The following is a 16,965-nucleotide window of genomic DNA, read 5'->3' on the forward strand; positions in this document are numbered from 1 at the left end:
GACGCGGCTTTCTTAAAATATAAGAAAATTATAAATTTGATGCTTTTTTTATTAAAGTACAGCCATGTTGTTGCTCTTGAGACATTAACCTTTAGCCGAACTGCTCTTTACCTTAGTCTTCTCACGCTTCTTAAGCAGTAGCCAGAGCGGACTTGCAATAAAGATAGAGGAGTAAGCTCCAAATAGCAATCCGATAACCATTGCAAGCGAGAACATCTTGATGGACTCGCCTCCAAGAATTAATAGGAAGAACGCCGCAATAAACACGGTAAATGCTGTGTAGAGAGAACGCATAAGTGTTTGAGCCACACTCTTATTCACAAGTTCTTTCAAATCTTCATAAGTTTTCTGTTTACCGAAACGTAAATTCTCACGGATACGGTCAAAGATAACGATCGTATCATTGATGGAATAACCGATAATCGTAAGTACCGCTATAATAAACGTCAAATCCACTTCCAAACGGAAGATGGAGAAGATCGCAACGACCATAAAGGCATCATGGATCAGTGAAACAATAGCTGCCAATGCAAACCGCCATTCAAAACGAATACTTACATAAATGATAATCCCTAGACAAGAAATGAGAACCGAATAGATCGCATTACGTGCAAGTTCTTTAGACATTTCAGTATCCACGGTGTTAATCTCGAACGATGCCTTATCGTCCAACTTCAAGATCTCAGCTTTTAGAGCTCCATCTTGTTGATCATCAAGCACTTGATCATAACGGATGTTGACCCGTTCACTTCCTAACGTAATGCTTGGCTCACTTGAAATCCCAGTTTTTTCAACTGCTGAATTAACCTCTTCCAATGTCAAATTCTTAGACAGAGAGATATCAACATTAGATCCCGCTTTGAAATCAACGCTGTAATTCAATCCAAATGTTGCTAGGAAAATCAAACCTGCTACTGTAAGGGCGACGGAAAAAATATAGAAAAATTTACTTAAATGTACGAAATCAAGCTCTTTCTTAAAGCGCACGAATATCACTCTCCTTAACACCGAAACTCTTCGGTTTGTTCAGCTTACCGGCTTTAACAAGCTGGCTAAGCAACCAGTGGGAGAAATAAAGATTCGTGGCGATACTCAGTACGATTTCCACGATCAGCACCAATGCGAAGCCTTTGACTGCACCTGTACCAAAGGCGAACATGACACCTGCCACAATAACAGTTGTGATATTGGAGTCCATTACTGTCCGGAAAGAGGATTTATTACCTGCTTTAACGGAGGAAAGTACACTTTTACCACTGCGCATTTCTTCCCTTATCCGTTCATTTGTAATGATATTGGCATCGACCGCCATCCCTATACCCAGAATAAATGCGGCTATACCAGGCAACGTCAATGTGAAGTCTGCAAAGACAAAGACCACAATTAGCAGCCATGTATGCAAGATCAGTGCAAAACTAGCCAAGAGACCTGGCAAGCGATACATACCGATCATGAAGATAAGGATAATCAAAGAACCCAGAAGTCCTGCTTTGATTGTTTGATCAAGCGATTGTTTACCAAGCGTTGCACCCACACTTTGGGAGTATTTCTCAGTAAGTTTCAGTGGCAACGCACCCAGATTAATGGTGTCTGCCAGCTCGCGTGCTTCCTTAATTGTATAACTACCGGAAATAGACGCACTGCCGTCGGTAAGTACTGCTTGTACCGTTGGGTCAGATAGTTTGTTCTCATCCAAATAAATTGCGAGATTCTTTCCTAAGAGACGCTTAGTAATCTCTGCAAATTTATCCTTGTCCTTTATTTTGATGCTGATGATCGGCTGACTCAGGTTATCCCGTCCAACCTCTGCCGCACCTTCAACAAAATCACTACCTACCAGTTCGATCTTGCTGTAAGTACCTTCAGGATCACCTTCAGCAGCACTACGGAAAGTCAGAACTGCAGGCTCCTTCATCTTCTTGCGAACCTCGGCTTCATCAGTAACGCCCGCAATTTTCAAACGAATACGGTCAGTACCTTCAGTTGTAACCTCTGGTTCACTGGTTCCGAGCGCATTGGCCCGTTTTTCCAAACTTTCTGCTGTTTTCAACAGTGAAGCTCGGGACAACTCTGCTCCCGCTTCCATAGGCTCTGCATGGTACAAAATCTCAAATCCGCCTTTCAGGTCAAGACCAAGTCTAACCTTGTCCAGCAGTCCAGGAGTAGTAAATACCATGACGCCTGTCAAAACGAGCACGGTAATAATAAAGCCCATTAGTCTCTTCATGCTCTAGCTAGTTCCCCTTTCATTAACTCAATATTCCTATTATAGCTACACGTGAAATGACCGTCAATTCACAGCATTTACATAGCTATACTCACACAAAGAAACGGCCGCCCCTGCTCATATCAGCAAGACATCCGTTTATATAGGGATTGTGAAGTTATTATTCTCTTACTTTACTGCTTTATAAGGCTTTTCGCAAAAAAGGAAACGGGTTGTTATTGATTTAATTTAACCCCCGATAAGCCGCAAGAGTCAAATAAGTCATGTAACTATTGGCTTTTAAGGAATAAATATCGTTAACCAGCTTATGCAAGGGTGGCATTCCATCCTTATCATAATTACGACTGATACAATCCCAAATATCCTTGCTGGTTACATACTCATAGCCGAGGAGCCGGAATTCTTCAGCTTTGCTGCGGCACATGGCTTCGATTTCTTCACTATGTTGATCATGATTCCACTGTTCCGATTCCACGTGATGACACCTCCAAAGATCGCTCGTGTTCGTATGCTTACCATAGGTATTCGACCCAAGTTCTCTGCTTTCCTCCTTCCATAACAAAAAGTTACAACTACTAAAACAAGGCATGCCTGGATAGGGGTACAGCATATCCATAAGAATAGACAAGTTCGCCAGCGTTTCATTTCATTTCGGGAAGAAGGCGTGACCTTTGAGGAAACAGAGCTTTATACAAGGTACTTTAATCTTGCTTGCCGCCGGCATCATTAATCGAATGCTTGGATTTATACCCCGAATTGCTTTGCCACGCATTATTGGAGCAGAGGGCGTGGGTCTATATCAACTTGCGTATCCTTTTTTTATCGTGCTGGTTACTGTCATTACAGGTGGGATCCCACTGGCTATTGCTAAGATGGTGGCGGAAGCAGAGGGAGAGAACCGCCCTGAGAAATCGCGGCAAATTTTACGGACTGGACTTACCCTCAGTGTCGGACTAGGAATCTTCTTTACTATTGTTGCTCTGATCAGCGCTTCATGGGTCTCCAATGTTATCTTAACAGACCGCCGAGTTTATTATACTTTTATCGCTATGATCCCAATGATTGGAATTGTTGCCGTATCTGCAATCTACCGTGGATATTTTCAGGGCAGACAGAACATGATTCCATCCGCACTCTCTTCGATTTTCGAGTCTATCGTTCGAATATTTTTCATGCTGTGGTTCTCATGGTTGCTGCTTCCCAAGGGAATAGCTTTGGCTGCTGCAGGGGCGATGCTAGGTGTAACTGTGGGAGAGATTGGCGGAATGTTAGCGATTCTGTGGCAATATTATGTCATCTCGAAAAAAGATAAAAAAACAAATCCCATCCCAGAGCAACAATCGGTTGAGCCGGAGGTTATACTCTCTGATCCAGATGGTGTAAAGCCAACTTCCCCCATACTGCGGCGTTTACTAGGTGTATCCATTCCAGTTACGGCAAGCCGGCTTGTGGGCTCTTTTTCCTATCTACTGGAATCTATTATTACCGTACGCAGTCTTGCATTGGCCGGAATCGCTACAGCAGCCGCTACTGCGCAGTATGGGTCTTTACAGGGAATGGTTATTCCCCTACTGTTACTTCCTGGAGCGTTAACTTCCTCTCTCGCTGTGTCTCTGGTCCCCTCATTATCCGAGGCTGCCGCGAGAAAGGACTTGCCTACCATTCACAAACGAATGCATCAAGCCCTTCGACTCGCTCTGGTAACAGGCGCTCCCTTTGCTGTACTTATGTATGTTCTAGCGGTCCCACTATGCAACTTATTATACGGCAATGCGGACACCGCTCCCATGCTAAGACTTATGGCCCCTTTCGCTTTGTTCCTCTATGTTCAGGCCCCTTTACAAGCTGCTCTTCAGGCCATGGATAGACCTGGCAGAGCACTCATCAATACCCTTATTGGGGCAGTAGTCAAAATCATTCTGATCGTTATATTAGCTTCCCAGCCTGAATACGGAATCTACGGCGCAATCATTGCAATTATTGTGAACAGCGTTCTGGTTACTCTACTTCACGGGTACAGTGTGGTCAGTCTAATTTCATTATCCTTACGAATAACCGAAACCATTAAAACCTTATGTGCAATGATCATTATGGGAGCAGGCGTGCGTTATGTATACACCTCCATTCCCATTGCAGATGCACAATGGATTCAATTTTTATTTGCCTCTGCGATAGGAATGGCCCTGTATCTTGGTATCAGTCTATTAGCTGGCCTTATCTCACTTCGTGATTTGGACCGACTGCCGTTCATTAAGCGCTGGCTCTAAAAGGTTATCTGGTGTCCAAACGGTCGACATAAACTCTGCCTTTATGGTCTATCGAGCATAGAAATACATCCCGAAAATCCGATACTCCCTTTTGGCGGATCTGGGTTCTTAGCCAGAACCTTGTTTTTCCTATCATCTCTAAATTATGATCCTGGACCTTTCCATCCATAATCAGTGGAATAGGAAGTCCTTCATATCTGATTTTGTTCTTCGGCAGACTAATCTTCTGGCTGCTTTCATCTGCATTCTCGTTGGTCTCGTTCTTATTGTTCTCAGCAACTAAACTGCTATTGCCTGATTGATTGGAAGATGAAATCCCTTTGTCTTTCTCGAAAACAGTGAGCTGACCACTAGGCTCGAGGATCGCAAATTCCACATCAGCAGGACTAGCGATGTTCTGACCGCGTAATTGCTGCAGCAGATCGTCAATATTGTACCTCTGCTTACGCATCTCCCCCCGGTGCAACTTGCCGCCAGAAATGAGGATGCTCGGTTTACCGTCCATTAAAAGCCGAAGTTTTCTACTCTTAAGACTGAGCTGAGCAACCAGAACTTGAATGATAACCAATGTTGCCATCGGAACCAGACCTTCGTAAATCGGCCGATTAATATCCTCAATCACAAAAACAGCAATCTCAGCAATCATGATTGAGATCGTTAGATCAAATACAGATAGCTTTCCGATTTCCCTCTTCCCCATGATACGCATGCACAGGAATATGAAGAAATACATCAGCACGGTCAAGAAGATATGGGTAGTGATATGCTGGGACATATAGCTTCGCTCCCCTCCACTCTCACCCGCAGACTTGTTTCTCGGGCGGATTAATGTAACCCTATTCTGACCGCTCTGCACAGGGAACATTCGGAAGCTCACATATTAATTAATGGTAAAAAGGCTGCGATGCCCATTCTTGTACTATTGGGGCAAGCCTCCCCATACAATGAATAATAACTTATGTAGATTAGTCTTTCTTATATTTTCAAAAAAACTTTAGGAGGTTGTACCATGTATTTAATCCGGCGCCTGTTCTCATGGAGAATAGCCAATCCTGTGTTATCCGGCCTATGTCGATCATTCCTTTGGATGCTGCTGGGCGCGTTTGTCCTCTCTCTTTTATTATGGGGCAGCGGTCTGAAGGAGCAGGATCTCACCATGTACACTTATATTGTACACGGCATAGCTGCAGCATTCGGAGGACTAACCGCCGGTCGCAGAGCCACGAACAAAGGCTGGTATCAAGGAAGTCTTACAGGCATCTTTTATGGAATTATCGTTCTGTTAATTGGATTTCTGGCACTCGATAGCTCACCTTCTGGTGTTGACCTTCTTTGGGTTTTGGCCGCAGCAGCAATCGGTGCTTTAGGCGGAATGTTTGGTGTTAATTTACAAAAAAGCTAAAATTAATATTTCATTAAATTCGAAACATTCCTTGAAAATATGTTAAACTGTGATCATCTGACTTCATAAAGAGAATCAAGGAGGCTTCGATTGCTTTGTTTTACCAATCAATGAACCATATTGTTTTGTACACAGTTGCATTAGTAGTGATTTTAATATGGGTTGGCGCTCGTCGTAATCCAATCATGGCAGTAGTTGAAATTGGGAAAGAGATGCTGCGATCATATAAGTTTTTGCTACTGATGGCAGGAATGTTTGGTGTACTGGTCTTGAATAAATACGAACTGCAAATTGAAGAAAAAATGCATCTTGCCTCAGATTATACGTCATTTGTATTTGGACTAGAGGGGCATTTTGTCCAAGCTGTTCAGGATATCTTCTATAGTCCATGGTTAACACCTGTCATAGTCTTCTTCTACATTTTTATGCTTCAATCTGTATTAGCAGCTTCATTAGGTGTCTATCTGTTAGATAAGAACCGTGTGATGCTGTATGCAACCTGCTATGCTATTATCATTAACTATGCCGTGGCGATTCCATTCTATCTATACTTCCCTGTGAATGAGGTATGGTCCTACGTACCTGCAGGCGTTAAGTTTACTATGCTGGATGTATTTCCGAAGTTTGAGCAGGAGTACCGACCTCTATCCGGTCTCAACAACTGCTTCCCAAGTCTACATACGTCCATTTCTGTTACGATGGCACTACTGGCATTCCGTTCAGGAAACCGCCGGTGGATGGTCATTACGAGTATTTCCGCAGTCGTAATCGTCTTTGGTATATTCTATCTGGGCATTCATTGGTTGACAGATATGATAGGCGGCACCCTTCTAGCAGTCCTAGCTTCTACAGTTGGTGTACAACTCGCCAAATTAACCTTACGAGGACGTGAAGAATCGCTCACGGTTCGCAGCCGAATAACGGATATGCGTTAAACTAATAGATAACCATGAAAGATGAAAGTCAAAAAAGCGGTGTCTCTCTCTTAACGAGAAGACACCGCTTTTTATGTACTTATTAATAACAAAACTATACTTTCTCCTCCACGTCCGTCGCAACGGAGTGACTAATGGAACCGCGATCAAAGGTCAGCTTAGTTACATCATTGACCCGTAGAACCACGATATCATCGGAAATCTCCATGATCGTACCGTGAAGACCACCAATAGTAACGATTTTATCGCCCTTTTTCAGAGACTTCAACATTGAATTACGTGTTTTGGTCTTCTTCTGTTGCGGACGAATCAGCAAGAAGTAGAATACCACAAACATAAGTACGAATGGACCTACAAGACCCAGTATACTACCTCCGCCTGTTGCTGCTGCATATTGAAACATATTTCTCCCCCCTTTCAAAGCACATTAAAACATGGACCTCAACGAAGCTTTAGAAGCCTTTAAGATTATCATATAATCCGTATTTTGCAAAAAACTCATCGCGAAAATCAAGCAGCCGATCTTCCTTGATGGCTTCGCGCACTTTACGCATCAAATCCAACAGGAAGTGCAAGTTATGGTATGTCGTCAATCTAAGTCCGAATGTTTCATCGGCTTTGATTAGATGGCGCAAATAAGCGCGGGAATAATTCCGGCAAGTATAGCAATTGCACTCCGGATCAAGCGGCCCAAAATCGCGAGCATACTTTGCGTTGCGTACAACGAGTCTTCCCTGACTGGTCATCGTTGTTCCATTACGAGCAATACGGGTAGGCAGAACACAGTCGAACATATCCACTCCCCGGATTGATCCTTCCAACAGCGCATCCGGTGAACCAACGCCCATCAAATAGCGAGGTTTTCCTTGTGGCAGCAGGGGAACTGTATAATCCAGCACTTCATACATTAGCTGCTTGGACTCTCCGACGCTGAGCCCTCCAATAGCATACCCCGGGAAATCCATGGAAGTCAAATCTGCCGCGCTCTGACGGCGAAGATCCTCATACATACCGCCTTGCACGATAGCAAAGAGACCTTGGTCTTCAGGACGAGCATGACTTTTCAGGCAGCGTTCTGCCCAACGCGATGTGCGCTCCAGTGACTTTTTCACGTAATCATATTCAGCTGGGAATGGAGGACATTCATCGAATGCCATCATGATATCAGAGCCAAGTGCGTTCTGAACTTCCATTGCTACTTCCGGAGACAGGAACTTCTTGTCCCCATTTAGATGTGAACGGAAATGAACGCCTTCTTCCGTAATCTTGCGCATGTCACTGAGCGAGAATACTTGAAATCCGCCACTGTCCGTCAGAATTGGACGGTCCCAGTTCATGAACTTGTGTAGTCCGCCTGCTTCACGAACAATATCATGGCCTGGTCTCAGAAACAGATGGTACGTATTGCTCAAAATAATATGAGCATCCATCTCTTTCAGTTCTTCAGGACTCATTGTCTTGACTGTGGCTTGTGTGCCGACTGGCATAAATGCAGGTGTCTCAATCACACCATGTGGAGTGTGGACTCTTCCAAGTCTTGCTCCGGATTGTTTGCACGTTTTGATGTGCTCATAAGTAATTGCTGCCATAAGTTAACCCATCCTCTTACCCTTAGTAAATAAACATTGCATCTCCAAAGCTAAAAAACCGGTACTTCTGCTCTATCGCTTCTTCATAAGCAGCTAGAATATGTTCCCGACCTGCCAAAGCACTAACCAACATTACCAAAGTAGACTTTGGCAAATGAAAATTAGTAATTAACGCATTGACTACACTAAACTTATACCCCGGATAGATGAAAATATCCGTCCAACCACTGCATTCCACAAGCGGACCGCCTTCACATTGTCTTCCGACTGTTTCAAGTGTCCGACAAGAAGTCGTTCCCACTGCAATAATGCGGCCACCTTGCTCCTTGGTAGCGTTTATGGTATCTGCTGTTTCTTGGGACATTACGAAATACTCAGAATGCATAACATGCTCTTCAACCTTCTCAACAGACATCGGACGAAAAGTACCGAGACCTACATGAAGTGTGATATAAGCAATATTTACACCCTTGGCTTCGATCTGTTCCAACAGTTCATTGGTAAAATGAAGCCCTGCTGTAGGAGCAGCAGCCGATCCCTCATGCTTAGCATAAACGGTCTGATATCGTTCCCGATCATCGAGTGTTTCCTTAATATAAGGAGGCAGTGGCATTGTTCCCAGCCTGTCCAGAATCTCCTGGAAAATACCCTGATAAATGAACCGAAGCGTTCGGCCACCCATATCAGCCTCGTCCTCAATAACAGCACGAAGCTCATCACTAAAGATGATTACCGCTCCTGTCTTAAGCTTCTTGCCTGGCTTAACAAGGGCCTCCCAGCGATCGTCTCCCAGATTCTTAAGGAGAAGCACTTCAGCTTTAGCTCCTGTATCTTCTTTAACCCCAAACAATCTGGCAGGAATGACTCTTGTATCATTCAGAACGAGAGTATCTCCCGGTAGAAAATAATTAATAATATCGGTAAAATGCCGGTGAGCCAGCTCCCCATCCTCCTTATTTACTAAGAGCAGTCTAGAAGAGCTACGGTCAGAGAGTGGTGTCTGGGCAATTAATTCTTCCGGCAAATGAAAATCATATGCATCTACATTCATGGTCTGTCTTCATTCCTTAACTATAGTAACGTTCTGATAATAGTGTTGCAATATCTGCTTGTAATCATACCCGCTGTCAGCCATGCCTTTCACGCCCCATTGCGACATGCCTAGACCATGACCGTATCCTTGGCCAATGAACAGAAAGCCCGAACTGTTAGTAATCGCTCTGGCCGATGAATCCCCGCCCATCACTACAGTTCCACTACCGTTCACATTAACTTTACCTGATGCAGAGAGTACACCTGCGCTCTGTGAACTTCCAATCGTGCTGGTAGCACCGTCAGCGCCTAATACAGTATAACTTCCGGATGGTACAATATCAAACAATGTACTTGGCAATCCATTGAACGCAGAACGGAACATATCAGGATATTTCACATCCAGAGCCTGACCATTTGCTTTCACCTGAATCGCTCTTCCAGAAGGGCCGCGCTGAGTGACCTGCAAATTAAGGATGCTGGAAGGAAGCGAGCTAGTTGTTTTACCCTGCAAGCTTTTTAGAAGGTCGGCAGAGGTATAAGGCCCTTTAATCCAGCTATAGCTGCCGGACTCATATACTTTATCCAGAACAACTGCATTCTCGCCAGGATTCAGCTTACCTACTGCACTTACACTACTCTCAACAGCAGGAAGAGGGCGTATATTGACATCTTTAGTTGTAGCGGTTGCTATATCCAGTCCCGCTGCAGTTTTATTACCTGTCAATTTAATATTATCCTCACGTGCATACCCAGAGGTGCCATTAGCGAGCAGTAAATAATACCACTTCTTAGCGGTCTTGGTAGCTGCGACATCCTCTTTGCTGGGAACACTGGCAAATGCAGCTCCACCATTGCCCCATACCTCCGATGGATCAGACGTTACACCACCACTGTTCGAGGAGAACACAGCCTCAATAACTTTACCACCACTCATCAATACTTCACCGGCAGTAGCATCCACCGCCTTAATAATGACTGGAGCCTCTGATCCAATTCCGTTATATACCTGACTCAATGTAGAATCTACTACATTTGCTACTTCAAAACGGTTGCCTTGCGCCATCGCATAGCTGCGAGCGGCCACAGCTTGAGCCTTTAGGGCTTCATCAGGCCAGCTAGAGGAAACCTCTCCTCCAACCACTGCATACAAATATTGTTCCAGTGGCACTTCGTTGATAACAGCTAGGGAACCTCTCAAATTACTTAGCTCCATATTTCCACGGTAGGTACGCTTGGATCTTTCTTCGAGCTGAATCCCAGCCTCACTACCAACTGCCAAAAATTTAGCATCATTTCCGGAAACCATATAATGATTAGCCTGTGTCTCGCTGCTAAGGTCCAGCCCAGCATCCAGACGCATCATTAACCCGGGTGAAGTTGCCGCGGTTAGAACCAGTGGCAATGCTGCAGACACTGCTGTCTGAACAGCAGCCAAATCTTTGTCGTTTGCAGCTTCGCCTACCCATACCTCAAACTGAGCACTGCCATCACTTCCTGACAGAAACACCTTCCAGGCATCGAAACCAGCAGCTGTAATACTGTTTAGCGCCACATCGGCTTCTTGCTCCGAAGAATAACGGCCAGCTGATATACGCTTATTGCCTTTTACCGCAGGGGTTTGATCAGCAGGAATGGCCAGTCCTGCCTTTACTACACGCGCAAGCCCATCTTTCGCAGCAGCTTCACTGGCATAAACACCTGTGTATAACTGATACACATTGGTTCCATTTCTAGAAATCATAAAAATCTGTGGCTTATCAGAGGTAGACTGAAGCTTCTTAGCCGCATCAGCAGCGGTCTTCCAGCTTGAAGTCTCCATCACCTTTACTCTATAACCATCCACACTAACACGAATTCTGCTCTGGGCAGGTACTGATAACAAAGGAGCGCTCCCTGGTTGGTCTGACAACAAAGTGAAGCTTTGTGTCGATTGCAGTGTTACTACTGGCACGGTGGATTTATATTTACTACCAATATCAGCAAAAAGGGCAACTCTTACCGTGCTATTAGAGTCGGCATGACTGGCACCTGCAGGAATCAGGAAACTTCCTACAGCAAGTGCAGCTGCTAGCAATCCTTTGCTTAGTGGAGCCATTCCTCTCCATTTCATCTTCGTATGCTTCATCCAGCATCCTCCTTTTTGAATGTAGTAACTGACTCAGTGCTGCTCCGGAGGGAGCGGAAGGCCTAAGTGATGATAAGCGGCCGGGGTTACAATTCTTCCACGCGGACTCCGCTGCAAGAATCCAATCTGCAGCAGATACGGCTCATAAACGTCCTCAATCGTCTGACTTTCCTCACCAATTGTAGCAGCAATCGTATCCAGACCCACAGGACCGCCACGAAAGCTTGAAATCATTGCTCTTAACATCTTGTGGTCGATGCTGTCCAGCCCACGCGGATCCACCTGAAGCATCTTCAGTGCTTCCCCAGAAATTTCAGGGGTTATAATTCCATCTCCGCGCACTTGGGCAAAATCACGAACCCGCTTCAATAGGCGGTTCGCAATCCGCGGCGTTCCTCGGGAACGAAGCGCTATCTCTTCCGCCGCATCTCCGACAATCTCAATCCCTAAAAGATCAGCATTTCGAGCCACAATGTAGCTCAGCTCATCTATGGTATAGAACTCCAAGCGGCTGACCACTCCAAAACGATCGCGCAATGGTGCAGACAAAAGACCAGCGCGGGTTGTAGCGCCTATAAGTGTGAATGGCGGTAGATCCAATCGTACTGAACGGGCACTCGGCCCTTTGCCGATCATGATATCCAGCGCGAAGTCCTCCATCGCCGGATACATAACCTCCTCCACTGTCCGGTGCAAGCGGTGAATCTCATCGATGAACAGCACATCGCCTTCCTGCAGATTCGTCAGCAGGGCGGCTAAATCCCCCGGCCGCTCAATAGCAGGACCGGACGTAGTTCGTAAATTCACACCCAGCTCATTAGCGATAATATTTGCGAGTGTTGTTTTACCAAGACCTGGAGGTCCGTACAGCAGCACATGATCCAGCGCTTCGCTTCTCATTTTGGCCGCTTCGATATATATTTTCAGGTTTTCTTTTACCTGAGTCTGTCCGATATATTCTCCCAGATAACGAGGGCGTAAGCTTAATTCTACGGCCTGCTCGTCCATCATCAAATTTGCGGATATAATCCGGTCATCCATTCCTATCGCTCCCTTTCTTCAGGATGTGTTCGGCTTTACTTAGCAATATATAACAGCCCAAGTGCTTTCTTCATCAGCACATCTACAGTCCCTGTCTCTGCTCCCTCTTTCTTCATAGCGAGCCACACGCGGTCCAATTCACTTTCGGTATAACCAAGTCCCTTAAGGGCATCCCTAGCCTCTTGCCAAGCTAATCCATCCGCCCTTTCTTCCATTGGAACTGCAAATAATCCCGTTTGCATCGAAGCCATGCTTAGTCCGTCCAGCTTGTCCTTCAAATCGAGGATCATCCGTTGTGCCGTCTTCTTACCAATGCCCGGCAGTTTCGTTAGGAAGGTTATATTCTCTTGATAGATTGCTGAGATCAACTGATCCGGTGTTCCACCTGTCAGTATTCCGAGCGCTACCTTCGGACCGATGCCAGATACCTCAATCAACTTACGGAACAATCTTTGCTCCTCCCGAGTCGGGAATCCGAACAATAGTGTAGCATCCTCACGTGTTTGGTAATGAATATAGATCGTTACGGGTCCTTCTACTTTAGCAAAAGCATAAGGATTTGGGCAGAACACCCGGTATCCTACCCCCTGCACATCTAATACCACATATTCCGACTCCAAATGAACGACGGGTCCTCTTAAGAAATCTATCATTTTCGCAATACCTCATTTAATTTAGAATTAAGACTGCTCGAATGGGCATGACAAACCGCTACCGCCAGTGCATCCGCTACATCATCCGGTTTAGGGATCGCCGATAATTTCAATAGCAGCTTCACCATTTCCTGTACCTGCCGCTTCTCTGCCTTACCATAACCAACAACAGCCTGCTTCACCATCATAGGTGTATATTCCGAGACGGGTAGACCGCGCTGCACTGCAGCTAATATTGTCACTCCGCGGGCCTGCGCTACCGGCAATGCTGTTGTTACATTGCGTGCGAAGAATAACTTCTCTATCGCTACAGCATCAGGTTTATATTTATCAATGAGCTGACCCATGCCTTCATAGACATGCAGCAGACGTTCTTCCTCAGGCGTATGAGCCTCTGTCTGAATACAACCATATTGGACTGGAGTCAATTTATGACCTTCCTTATCCACAAAGCCAAAACCGACAATCGCCAGCCCTGGATCGATTCCCAAAATGCGCAAGCACGATCTCTCCTCTATAACAGGCAGTTTATTCCACCTTTTTCATCCATTACGCCGCCATGAAGCGAACATATGTATTCCTTCTAACCATTATAGCAAAAATACCCCTCCCGGGAGAAAAAAAGTTTACCCTCTGAAGCGAAATGACAACTTTAGGCCTACAACGAGAACCTTATACTTTCTTATATTTGCAAAAAAAAAGCTGCCCTTAGCCATTAAAAATGACTTTAGGACAGCTCATATGCTTTAGATGTTATTGCTTGTTCTTCATGACATGCTCAGAAGCCTCACGCGCATAGTCACTGAAGGTGGACAACACACTGTTGTATTCTTCAATATCCTGAACACGGATTCCATCATGAAGCTCTTTCCAAATACTTTCGGGCAGAGAGGATTTCAAGGAACCCATATCCATTTGAAAAAAGGTCTTCAGAACCTTTTCCTGTACCGGCGGCCCTTTAAATAAAGTCAAATTTCCAAATGCATCGACACCGATATAGGCTTCTTTTTTCGTTAGGGTCGATAGATCATTCACTTTTTGTTCCAGCCATAAATCTCCCTCGTTGCTGATCCAACCGCTCCATGCAGGGTGTTCGTTGATTATTTTCTTAAGCTGAAGCGGGTTCTTTACGCCAGGCAATGTCTGAATTTCTTCACCAGATACATACGATATTTTTAAATGAACGGTTCTACTGAGACCGCTTTGGGTGATCGTCTGCAACAGTTGTTCGTTATTTAAATTGTCCTTCTCATTCTCCTCACCGTTGTCCACGCCTACTTTAAACACAGCTGCGGCCAACTCGCTTTCTGCACTATCCGCCCAACTAGAATTCGTCAGCAGTCCACTGATTTCCTCAGGTACCTGCATACTGCGCCAAGCCAGTACAGTAAGAGCTAAACAAGCGGCTCCTACCCAAAGCGCCTTTTTCCAACGTCTCCATCGCTGCCAAAGTTGTTTTTTTATGCGCGACACGTTAATCCCTTCATTCTGGTTTTTCCCTATTGTGACCTGAGGAGGGATCATTTATGCGCTTTTCTGTGAATAATCGATATTTTATCTTGTCGCGTTAGGAATCACCGGCAGCTTCACATGGCTTGGATACTCACTATTATGGTAAACGGTCTGCAGAACCGTAATCGCTTCTGCATCTTCATACGGGTTACCACCAGTATTCGTATTAGGGAAAGCAACGAATTTACTGGACGAGGTAATCGAGAAACGAATTCGGTGTCCCACCGCAAATCTGTGAGCAATATTCGGCATGAAAATATCGTATTTCTCCACTTGACCTGGAGTCAGCAGTTCTGGTGCATCAAACCCATGACGATATTTAGCTCTGACAATATAATTAGATAACCGGATAGAGTCTCCTTGTTCATTCACATCACTAAGCGTAACCACCCAATCTGTATCCTTACCTGTGCTAGCGGCATAGATGACAGCAGACAATTCTCCAGCTATAGTCAACTCTTCCGTCAACACCTCACTAGTGTACACAAGAATATCATTCCGTAGCTCGTACTTCCGTAAATTTTCAGGCTCTCGCTCACCGCTATCATTCATAGGATCATTTGGGTTATAGACGTAAGTATCTTCTGGAGAACGCTCTTCTGGTGCTGTGAGCAGCTTCCCATCTCCTTGTCCTGAATTAGCCCGACCACCACTGGAAAGATAGAAAGGTGAAGTCACTGCTTCAGCAGGTGTCCACTCCTCCGACGTTCTCCACTGATTCTCACCAACGACATAATAAGAGGCTCTAGGCTCCTGATCTATCCCATTTGGAATGCCTTTGAGAAAGCGGTCGAACCAGCGCAGTACAGAAACATCGTAATCATAGACTACCGCATCGTTGCCGAAGCTTAGCCCCTCATAGTCTCTAGCCCTGTTTGGCCCATGCTCCCATGCACCTAGTCGGATTTTACGATTCGGAACATCATGTTCAGTCAGCATTCTCCATGTCTCCGATACGCCAGGGCTGTCACCGTCATACCAGCCTGAAATTACATACATGGGTACCTGCACCTGATCACCACGCTCAGTAAAGGTACAGTTTCTCCAGAAATCATCATACTCCGGATGCTGGCTCCACAGATCCCATGGACCTGATGCTTTGCCGATCAATTGCTGAGGAATCTCCTTAATCGGTCTCGCATCGACTGCTGCTTCTGGGTTCACCGTAATCCCACTAAAAATATCAAAATCTGTCCGGGTACCTACAGATTGCGCAAGCGTCCAAGACAAGAGTGGCCAAGAGCAAAGCGTTCCACCCTTACGCGCCGTATCTATAAATGGTGATCCAACATTCACTTCATCCACAACGGCCTTCAGATTCGGGTGCCCACTAGTTGCCGCCGACACAACAACAAACCCAAGATAGGAAGCGCCCCACATGCCAACATTTCCGTCTGACCATTCCTGTGTAATAATCCAGTCGATCGTATCATAGCCGTCATCCCGTTCATTATAAAAAGGAATTAATTCCCCTTCCGAATCCGCCCGACCTCTCACGTCCTGTGACACTACCGCATAGCCTTTATTGGCCCATCTCATAAAAATCTCTTTTTTTCCGTTACGGTCATAACAGGTTCTCACCAGAATCGTTGGCAGCTTGGTTCCCGGCTTAATACCCTCTGGAAGAAACACATCCGTAGCCAGCTTCACATCGTCGCTCATCGGAATCAGATAAGTACCCAAATCATTCACACCGTACTCTGGCTTGGACAAAAGAGGATCATCATAGACAACTAAAGGTGTCAGCTTCTCATAGCCTTCTTTAACAATAAGTTCTATGCCATACCGATTCGGCGTAAGAAAAGCGACAATCTCCCCGTCCAAAGTCACAATATCCAATGCCGTCTCTTTTCGCAACGCCCATACTTGTGAAGTAAGCTCGCGGCCATCAATTACAGCCTGATACTGAATATGCTTTTGATAGAGATCGCTATTACTCAGAACTACCTCATCATTGACCCATTCCGCTGTAGCATAAGCATCGATGTGTTCGAGGATTTTTTGAAGAGGAAGTACAGTCTTGAACTGGCTATCTAGCACGTTGTCCTGCATTTGTGTTCGTCTGCGCGGATCGACCTTAGCAAGCATGATTTGTTGTTCCGTAAAATGAATTTTCCCTGTATAAATGCCAGAACAGTAGAAGTTAAATGTGGTTGTGTTTAAGTAAGTTGACATCTAT

General features: G+C 45.2%; 16 protein-coding genes. 3 read left to right on the forward strand and 13 right to left on the reverse strand.

The window, feature by feature from the left end; all coding sequences use genetic code 11:
* Window positions 1–84 precede the first annotated feature (84 nt).
* The 3 genes from secF to MHH52_RS22905 all read right to left on the reverse strand — a co-directional run bounded on the left by secF (window position 85) and on the right by MHH52_RS22905 (window position 2,702).
* Entirely contained in the window at window positions 85–987 is a 903-nt protein-coding gene (secF, locus tag MHH52_RS22895; protein WP_340004583.1) for a protein translocase subunit SecF, read from the reverse strand.
* The gene (gene secD / locus MHH52_RS22900; protein WP_313640124.1) at window positions 977–2,227 is read right to left on the reverse strand and encodes a protein translocase subunit SecD; all 1,251 of its coding nucleotides are present in this window, start codon (window positions 2,225–2,227) and stop codon (window positions 977–979) included. Before secD ends, secF begins: the two co-directional genes overlap by 11 nt.
* A 223-nt stretch (window positions 2,228–2,450) precedes the next feature.
* A complete protein-coding gene (locus MHH52_RS22905) occupies window positions 2,451–2,702 on the reverse strand; it encodes a post-transcriptional regulator (RefSeq protein ID WP_042191115.1) in 252 nt (83 codons plus the stop codon).
* Between the two features lie 196 nt (window positions 2,703–2,898).
* On the opposite strand from MHH52_RS22905, the gene spoVB reads away from it, so the two are divergent.
* Window positions 2,899–4,494, forward strand: a complete 1,596-nt coding sequence (spoVB, locus tag MHH52_RS22910) for a stage V sporulation protein B (protein ID WP_340004585.1) — start codon at window positions 2,899–2,901, stop codon at window positions 4,492–4,494.
* A gap of 4 nt (window positions 4,495–4,498) precedes the next feature.
* On the opposite strand, the gene MHH52_RS22915 is transcribed toward spoVB, so the two are convergent.
* Window positions 4,499–5,269 (reverse strand): DUF421 domain-containing protein, encoded by a 771-nt coding sequence (locus MHH52_RS22915; RefSeq protein ID WP_313640122.1) that lies wholly within the window; start codon window positions 5,267–5,269, stop codon window positions 4,499–4,501.
* 234 nt (window positions 5,270–5,503) lie between these two features.
* Between MHH52_RS22915 and MHH52_RS22920 the strand changes: the two genes are divergently transcribed.
* Entirely contained in the window at window positions 5,504–5,896 is a 393-nt protein-coding gene (locus MHH52_RS22920) for a TIGR04086 family membrane protein (RefSeq protein ID WP_313640121.1), read from the forward strand.
* Window positions 5,897–5,991: 95 nt separating this feature from the next.
* The gene (locus MHH52_RS22925) at window positions 5,992–6,831 is read left to right on the forward strand and encodes a phosphatase PAP2 family protein (RefSeq protein WP_313640120.1); all 840 of its coding nucleotides are present in this window, start codon (window positions 5,992–5,994) and stop codon (window positions 6,829–6,831) included.
* Between the two features lie 94 nt (window positions 6,832–6,925).
* Here the strand turns inward: MHH52_RS22925 and yajC are convergent, their stop codons facing one another.
* The 9 genes from yajC to MHH52_RS22970 all read right to left on the reverse strand — a co-directional run bounded on the left by yajC (window position 6,926) and on the right by MHH52_RS22970 (window position 16,961).
* Window positions 6,926–7,234, reverse strand: coding sequence for a preprotein translocase subunit YajC (gene yajC / locus MHH52_RS22930; protein WP_313640119.1), 309 nt, complete (start codon window positions 7,232–7,234; stop codon window positions 6,926–6,928).
* Between the two features lie 49 nt (window positions 7,235–7,283).
* Complete coding sequence (tgt, locus tag MHH52_RS22935) at window positions 7,284–8,420, reverse strand: tRNA guanosine(34) transglycosylase Tgt (protein ID WP_340004589.1); 1,137 nt, start codon at window positions 8,418–8,420, stop codon at window positions 7,284–7,286.
* Window positions 8,421–8,442: 22 nt separating this feature from the next.
* On the reverse strand, window positions 8,443–9,471 hold the full coding sequence (queA, locus tag MHH52_RS22940) for a tRNA preQ1(34) S-adenosylmethionine ribosyltransferase-isomerase QueA (RefSeq protein WP_340004591.1): 1,029 nt from the start codon (window positions 9,469–9,471) through the stop codon (window positions 8,443–8,445).
* A 9-nt stretch (window positions 9,472–9,480) separates the two neighbouring features.
* The gene (locus tag MHH52_RS22945) at window positions 9,481–11,580 is read right to left on the reverse strand and encodes a SpoIID/LytB domain-containing protein (RefSeq protein ID WP_340004593.1); all 2,100 of its coding nucleotides are present in this window, start codon (window positions 11,578–11,580) and stop codon (window positions 9,481–9,483) included.
* 33 nt (window positions 11,581–11,613) lie between these two features.
* Window positions 11,614–12,621 carry a Holliday junction branch migration DNA helicase RuvB gene (gene ruvB, locus MHH52_RS22950; RefSeq protein ID WP_313641565.1) on the reverse strand — a complete coding sequence of 336 codons (1,008 nt, stop codon included), beginning with the start codon at window positions 12,619–12,621 and terminating at the stop codon, window positions 11,614–11,616.
* A gap of 35 nt (window positions 12,622–12,656) precedes the next feature.
* Window positions 12,657–13,274: a Holliday junction branch migration protein RuvA gene (gene ruvA, locus MHH52_RS22955; protein WP_313641563.1), complete on the reverse strand. Its 618-nt coding sequence runs from the start codon at window positions 13,272–13,274 to the stop codon at window positions 12,657–12,659.
* Window positions 13,271–13,774, reverse strand: coding sequence for a crossover junction endodeoxyribonuclease RuvC (gene ruvC, locus MHH52_RS22960; RefSeq protein ID WP_036677679.1), 504 nt, complete (start codon window positions 13,772–13,774; stop codon window positions 13,271–13,273). Before ruvC ends, ruvA begins: the two co-directional genes overlap by 4 nt.
* Window positions 13,775–14,027: 253 nt before the next feature.
* On the reverse strand, window positions 14,028–14,747 hold the full coding sequence (locus MHH52_RS22965; RefSeq protein WP_313641561.1) for a BofC C-terminal domain-containing protein: 720 nt from the start codon (window positions 14,745–14,747) through the stop codon (window positions 14,028–14,030).
* 81 nt (window positions 14,748–14,828) lie between these two features.
* Window positions 14,829–16,961 (reverse strand): CocE/NonD family hydrolase, encoded by a 2,133-nt coding sequence (locus MHH52_RS22970; protein ID WP_340004596.1) that lies wholly within the window; start codon window positions 16,959–16,961, stop codon window positions 14,829–14,831.
* Window positions 16,962–16,965 lie beyond the last annotated feature (4 nt).

This window comes from Paenibacillus sp. FSL K6-0276, assembly GCF_037977235.1.
Lineage (GTDB): Bacteria > Bacillota > Bacilli > Paenibacillales > Paenibacillaceae > Paenibacillus_AQ.